Raw genomic sequence first — 6,793 nt, 5'->3', positions numbered from 1 at the left:
TGGCGATAGCCCGCTAATTCTTGCCGATTGAATTTCTCTGCCGGAATTTATCGAGACGGCCGTGGGAATACGCTTACCGTTGCTGAGCGTTTGAAGCGCCTTAATCTCGTCCGCGTTTCCTTCAAAGTCACCCACTCGTTTCATTCAAATTGCCAGCCATCATACGATTAGATTAGCTGTCCTCAAATTACGCCTATGTAAAAAAATGCTTGAGTATGCTGAATCGTTGCGCGTCGTCAATTACACTATAAATTTGAGATTGCATCCGCGGCATTTAGCGCAGGCGATTGAGTATCGCAATGTCTTTTAAATTGAAGAAAGTCACATTAACAAATATAAGACAGAGAAATGGCACAGCGCTTTTTGGTAATTTAATATACAAATGGCCGCGTCATTTTCGTAGGAAAAATGACGCGGCCATTGTGACAGCCACAGAATATAAAGACTACTTAGCGACCACGGCCACCTGAGCGATGCGGTGCTGCAGGGCGAGCTTGCGAATTGGCATTGCTGCTTCTGGCCGGACCCGTGTTTGGTTTTGCGCCAGAGGCGGGTGCTTTGCCAGCTGTGCGTTGACCTTGTGTGCGTCCGCCACCGCCACGATTGCCGTTGCCTGCGCCACCGCCACCACTACGCAATTGAATCGGCTGTGCGCGTGCATGTGGATCTGGTTCAAAACCGGCAATAATTTCTTTTGGCAATTCGCGTTTGATCAGCTTTTCAATGTCTTTCAACATTTGATGTTCATCCACGCATACCAATGATACGGCTTCGCCAGTGGCGCCAGCACGACCGGTGCGACCGATGCGATGGACGTAATCTTCGGGAACATTTGGTAGATCATAATTAACCACGTGCGGCAGTTGATCGATATCAATTCCACGTGCTGCAATGTCGGTAGCGACCAACACCTGCAAACTACCGTCTTTAAATTCGGCGAGTGCTTTGGTGCGTGCAGATTGGCTTTTGTTGCCATGAATTGCCATACCGCTGATGCCGTCTTTACCAAGTTGTTCGACCAGTTTGTTTGCGCCATGTTTAGTGCGGGTAAACACTAGCACTTGGCGCCAAGAATGAGCCTTAATCAGATGTGCTAGTAACGGATGTTTTTTATCGCGATCAACTGGATGTATTTTTTGCTGGATGACCTCGACAGTGGAGTTGCGGCGGGCAACTTCAATCATCGCTGGTGAGTTCAACAAGTTATCAGCCAATATCTTGATGTCGTCCGAGAAGGTCGCGGAGAACAATAAGTTTTGACGTTTCTTCGGTAGCACGGCAAGAATTTTTTTAATGTCGCGGATGAAACCCATATCGAGCATACGATCGGCTTCGTCCAAGATCAAAATTTCAACATGCGTCAGATTAACCGTACCTTGTTGCATGTGGTCGAGTAATCGGCCTGGTGTGCACACCAGGATATCAACGCCATGTTTCAAAATTTTGATTTGCGGATTAATGCCAACACCGCCAAAAATAACCGCTGAAGTTAACGGCAAATATTTACCGTATAAACGCACGCTTTCTTCGACTTGTGCCGCGAGTTCGCGAGTCGGCGTCAAAATCAGTGCGCGAATTGGACGATGGGAACCAGTCGGGTTTGTTGGCGAAGTAGCCAGGCGGTGCAGGACGGGCAAGGTGAAGCCAGCGGTTTTTCCGGTGCCGGTTTGGGCGCCCGCAAGCAAATCTCCGCCAGCTAGCACGGCAGGAATTGCTTGCGCTTGAATTGGAGTAGGCGTTGTGTAGCCGTGCTCGGTAACAGCGCGAACGATGGCATCGGACAAGCCGAGTTCAGAAAATAACATGGAAGCTCAATAGAAGAATATCGGCCTGTCGCCGCTCGGGCGCCAGTCGCAGGCAAACGGGATTAATGAATTCAGGAACTAGCAAGCAATTGTTGAGACAGCTAAAAAGCCCTCTGAACTAAACTTTTCTCGCTCCCTTACGGCGACACTTGACTGGTGAATGGCCGCATAAGGCAGAAGTATAACAGCGAACAACAACAAACCGCGCGTTTGCGCGGCATCGTTCGAAATTTTTGGATTTCTCTCTCAGTCATTAAAAGTGTAGCGAAATTTTTATCGTTAGTGTTTTTCAATAGTGATTGAATTGCCATCGACCTTCATCGCATCGCACGGTGATTGGCAGCTAAATATCACAAAACATTTGGCGCTTTTGATGTGAAAACGGCATCATATAAAAACATATGATGCCGTCAGAGGCGTCGATCATTTGAGTCGATCAGTTGGTTCAAATCACGCCACTTTAGTGATATCCCTGAACCTATTCCCTTGTGACATTCTGGCCTCATCTTTAGGATAGGATGCCATTCAGTTTTTTTCTACTTTTTTGCGTATGGCGATAATAAACTAACCAATTGTGCGAATATTTTAGGGTTGCCAGCCAATACGTCGCCTTTGTAGAGGTAATCAGAATCCCCAACAAAGTTACCGACGATACCGCCAGATTCCGTAATCAGCAAAGTACCAGCCGCGATGTCCCACGGTTTTAAACCTTTTTCAAAAAAACCATCCAGGCGACCCGCTGCAACGTATGCCAGATCGAGCGCAGCCGAGCCGGGGCGGCGCAGACCAGCGCAGTTTTGTGTCATTACGCGGAACATTTTCATGTACTCGTCCATGACCGGCCCTTCGGTCTCGCGGAAAGGAAAGCCGGTTCCAATCAAGCCATCTGCAATGCGAGTGCGTTTGCTGACACGGATACGTTTTTCATTTAAGTAAGCGCCAGCGCCCTTGCTAGCGGTAAATAAATCATTACGAGTTGGGTCATAGATGACGGCTTGGGTAATTTGTCCACGATGCTGTAACGCAATCGACACGCAGTATTGTGGAAAGCCATGGATGAAGTTGGTAGTGCCATCGATTGGATCGATAATCCAGACGTTTTCGTTTTCGTCATGTAGATTGTCGGACGCACCGGACTCTTCGGCCAATATGGCGTGGTCTGGATAGGCGTTCTTCAAAATGTCAATAATTGCCGCTTCGGCATTTTTATCAACTTCAGTGACAAAATCGTTATGTGCTTTTTTTTCTACCTGAAGCAGGTCGAGATCGAAGGAGGCGCGCGAAATGACTGCGGCACCACGACGGGCGGCCTTGATGGCCGTATTGAGCATAGGATGCATATCTGGATTCGGTTCCGTTAAAATGGCGGCACTGTGCCTAATGGGAACAGAACCAACCTATATTATTAATAATGAGCGATGCAGGCCGTCTTGACGGTAACAAGGGCCTGACGGGCTATGCGGAATCGGCTGAAAAATGATCTGGTCAGGTCATGTTTCATCAGTTTCTCGACCAATAGCTGGCTATCGGTGCTGCGAATCTGGCAAAATCTGTCCTCGTTCAGTGCATTTTTCACTTTGATCCGGTCAGACCGACAGGCTCCCGGCTAATACTCCAAGACACTAAACATCAGCGTTTCCTGAAAATTAACCTGCGAATGACGCTATTTTAAATGAACCTGACAAAAACCAACACGTCTCTTTTCAATCGCCTACGCTTTGTACTGGTTGATACCAGTAGTCCCGGCAATGTTGGCGCAGCTGCACGTGCTATTAAAACAATGGGATTTTCCGAGCTGGTCCTGGTGAATCCCCGCTATCCGGACGTTTTACAGCGTGATGAGGCAATTGCATTAGCAAGCGGTGCGCAAGATATTCTATCGTCAGCCAGAATCGTCGAGACTGTCGAACAGGCCTTGATCGGGTGCAATTATGCAGCTGCGCTAAGTGCGCGCCTCCGCGAGTTTTCTCCACCTGTGATGGCACCAAGAGCGGTGGCGGCGCAACTAGCGACAGATAAAACCCTGACTGGGGCAATATTATTTGGAAGCGAGCGCTATGGTTTGCCGAATGAAATCGTCGAGAAATGTAATGTATTAATTAACATTCCGGCGAATCCCGATTATTCCTCCTTAAATTTATCGCAAGCGGTGCAAGTATTAGCTTATGAGTTTCGGGTCGCGGCTAGCGCTGAACAACCGCCTGGCGAGAGTGAGTCAAGTGACGAGATCGGATTTCACGGCGATACCGCTAATCTGATTGAGATTGAAGGTATGTTTGCCCATTTGGAAAAAGCACTGATTGAAATCGATTTTCTCGATCCGGCACATCCGAAAAAATTGATGCCACGCCTGAAGCGTTTGTTTGCACGCGCAGGGTTGGAAACTGAAGAGGTGAATATTTTGCGCGGTATCGCTAATCAGATTTTGACTAAGCGGCGGCGTCTTGATTGATGGAGAAATTTTTTCCGGGTGTTAAAAATTATTGCTTCAAAAGTAATTAAGGAATTTTTGAGTAGTTTTGATTAACGCTAAGAGATGCCGCTTTTCATCCTGAGAGGGGCTTTCAAATGCGCTATTTAGGTTAATTAGCTTACGTCTTCATTAAAAAGTGCGCCTTGATACGCTTGCAATTATCAGCTCTGATCGAGCCGATAATTGCATTTTTAAGGATTAGCCCCAGTTCCGCATTAATCCCACCACTAAGCCTTCTAACGCAAAGTCATCTTGATCTTCGCTGACAATGATCGGTTCAAATTCTGGATTTTCTGGTAGTAGTTGTATCGAAGAGCCAGTTTTTTTGTATCGCTTGACGGTGACGTCATCGCCCAGTCGTGCTACGACTATTTGACCGTTTCTCGCTGATTCCGTTTTTTTGACAGCTAGTAGATCCCCATCAAGAATACCGGCATCACGCATAGACATGCCGCGTACCTTCAGCAAGTAATCCGGTTTATCGCTAAAAAAGGTAGGATCAATGTTGTATCGTGCCTGAACGTGTTCCTGTGCCAGGATTGGTGATCCGGCAGCCACGCGTCCCACCAATGGAAGATTGAGTTGCATTAATGCAGGATGGGGTAAGGTAAATTGCTGCCCGATGTCATCATTATTGCGCTTACTAGTCGGGCTAGGGCCTTTTGCAAGAAGCCGTATTCCGCGAGACGTCCCCGGCGAAATTTCGATGGCGCCTTTGCGTGCAAGCGCCTGCAAATGCTCTTCAGCTGCATTGGCTGAGCGAAATCCTAACTCGGATGCGATTTCAGCGCGAGTCGGAGGGAAACCCGTGTTCTCAATAGCATCCCTGATGAGATCAAGTATTTGTTGTTGGCGTGCAGTTAATTTGATCATATTGATAGCGGTTGTCGAATAAGGGCTGGTGCGAGAATATGGCGTTCATGCTGCGATTTATGCCACCGGCGAACTGTGTATATAAACAGTCTGTATTTTTGTACAGTATTCAGTTGAATGCAAGTAAATTTGACAATCTATTTGTCTGTATGACGATCATGTGTATTGAGCATTGAGTTTTGAAGGATTTCACTGTATAGTTATCGACTTTCCTCTTCCCACACTCGTCTTGACGCCGGGGTGGGCTATTTTCAACAGTCCAAAAAGGAGCTTACATGCGTCATTATGAAATCGTGTTTATCGTCCATCCGGATCAAAGCGAGCAAGTGCCTGCAATGATCGAACGCTATAAGGGTATTGTCACTACACGTGGCGGTATCGTTCATCGCGTTGAAGATTGGGGTCGCCGTCAATTGGCTTACCTGATCCAAAAATTGGCAAAAGCACACTATGTTTGCTTGAACATCGAATGCGACAGCGAAACACTGACCGAAATCGAAACTGGCTTTAAGTTCAATGATGCTGTTTTGCGTCACCTGACGGTCAAGCTGAAAAAAGCTGAAACTGGCCCATCGCCAATGATGAAGGCTGTGCAAAAGGAAGATGCTGCTAAAAGCCATCGTACTGAAGCACCAGCTGCGCCAGCATCAGCCCCGGCAGCCGCCTAATTTTGCCGATTAACTTGCATTCATTGCGTCACCATTTTCCAAATAGACCGGAGTGAATCAACTCAACAACGCGCTTCAATTGGTTGCCGAAATCGCAGAGCGCGAAGTATTGCGTTATACGCCAGCGGGTATCCCGATCGTTTCAGCAATATTGCTGAGTCGTTCGTCACCACATGAAGCGGGTATCCAACGTCAGGTTGAGTTCGAAATTGCCGCTCTTGCCATAGGCGAGATATCGGGGCGATTCAATCAGACGGTATTGGGTGGTCAGTACTGGTTCACAGGATTTTTGGCACGCAAGAGTCGCAACGGTAAAAGTCTGGTATTTCACATCACTGAATTTGCTGCAGCTGAAACTGCGGCCTAATTATTTATACAGGAGCCTCAAATGGCATTCGGTAAAAAGTTCGATAAAAGCAAACTGAAAAACAAGCGTCAACAACAAAACCCGCTGTTCAAGCGTAAAAAGTTTTGTCGTTTCACAGCAGCACACGTTGCTAGCGTTGATTACAAAGACGTCGATACGTTGAAAGATTTTGTTCAGGAAAATGGCAAAATTATGCCAGCACGCCTGACAGGTACTAAGGCAATTTACCAACGTCAAGTTGACACCGCGATCAAACGCGCGCGTTTCCTTGCGTTGTTGCCTTACACCGATCTGCACAACGTTTAATTGACGACTTGAAATAGGAGAAAAACATGCAAATTATTCTGTTAGAAAAAGTCGTTAATGTCGGCAATCTTGGTGAAGTCGTTCGTGTAAAAGATGGTTATGCACGTAACTTTCTAATTCCACAACGTCTTGCTCGCCGTGCTACAACTTCAGCAATTGCTGAATTTGAAGTTAAACGCGCAGAGTTGGAAAAAACTGCAGCTGCTAAATTGGCAGCCGCCCAAGCGCAAGGCGAAAAATTGAACGGTTTGACGGTGAAGATTTCGCAAAAATCAGGTGTTGATGGCCGTTTGTTCGGTTC

The 6,793-nt window shown here is 47.1% G+C and carries 8 protein-coding genes; 5 read left to right on the top strand and 3 right to left on the bottom strand.

What is annotated here, in order from left to right:
• Nucleotides 1-449: 449 nt before the first annotated feature.
• Together QN379_RS22725 and QN379_RS22720 are read right to left on the bottom strand one after the other, a co-directional pair.
• The gene (locus QN379_RS22725) at nt 450-1,805 is read right to left on the bottom strand and encodes a DEAD/DEAH box helicase (RefSeq protein WP_322238382.1); all 1,356 of its coding nucleotides are present in this window, start codon (nt 1,803-1,805) and stop codon (nt 450-452) included.
• 536 nt (nt 1,806-2,341) lie between these two features.
• On the bottom strand, nt 2,342-3,145 hold the full coding sequence (locus tag QN379_RS22720) for an inositol monophosphatase family protein (RefSeq protein ID WP_322238384.1): 804 nt from the start codon (nt 3,143-3,145) through the stop codon (nt 2,342-2,344).
• 332 nt (nt 3,146-3,477) lie between these two features.
• On the opposite strand from QN379_RS22720, the gene QN379_RS22715 reads away from it, so the two are divergent.
• A complete protein-coding gene (locus QN379_RS22715; protein WP_323507697.1) occupies nt 3,478-4,257 on the top strand; it encodes an RNA methyltransferase in 780 nt (259 codons plus the stop codon).
• Between the two features lie 219 nt (nt 4,258-4,476).
• Here the strand turns inward: QN379_RS22715 and lexA are convergent, their stop codons facing one another.
• Nucleotides 4,477-5,151, bottom strand: a complete 675-nt coding sequence (gene lexA, locus QN379_RS22710) for a transcriptional repressor LexA (RefSeq protein ID WP_322238387.1) — start codon at nt 5,149-5,151, stop codon at nt 4,477-4,479.
• Nucleotides 5,152-5,426: 275 nt separating this feature from the next.
• On the opposite strand from lexA, the gene rpsF reads away from it, so the two are divergent.
• From rpsF to rplI, 4 genes are all read left to right on the top strand, one after another.
• Nucleotides 5,427-5,819, top strand: coding sequence for a 30S ribosomal protein S6 (gene rpsF / locus QN379_RS22705; protein ID WP_322238389.1), 393 nt, complete (start codon nt 5,427-5,429; stop codon nt 5,817-5,819).
• A gap of 52 nt (nt 5,820-5,871) precedes the next feature.
• Nucleotides 5,872-6,186, top strand: a complete 315-nt coding sequence (priB, locus tag QN379_RS22700; protein WP_322238391.1) for a primosomal replication protein N — start codon at nt 5,872-5,874, stop codon at nt 6,184-6,186.
• Between the two features lie 21 nt (nt 6,187-6,207).
• Nucleotides 6,208-6,492 carry a 30S ribosomal protein S18 gene (rpsR, locus tag QN379_RS22695; protein WP_108439014.1) on the top strand — a complete coding sequence of 95 codons (285 nt, stop codon included), beginning with the start codon at nt 6,208-6,210 and terminating at the stop codon, nt 6,490-6,492.
• A 26-nt stretch (nt 6,493-6,518) separates the two neighbouring features.
• Nucleotides 6,519-6,793: 50S ribosomal protein L9 (gene rplI, locus QN379_RS22690; protein ID WP_323507696.1), on the top strand; the 275-nt coding region annotated here is incomplete at its 3' end.

It is taken from the genome of Glaciimonas sp. Gout2 (assembly GCF_035018905.1).
Lineage (GTDB): Bacteria > Pseudomonadota > Gammaproteobacteria > Burkholderiales > Burkholderiaceae_D > Glaciimonas.
Note: the sequence above shows the minus strand (reverse complement) of the source record. Positions and strands in the feature narration are given on the sequence as shown.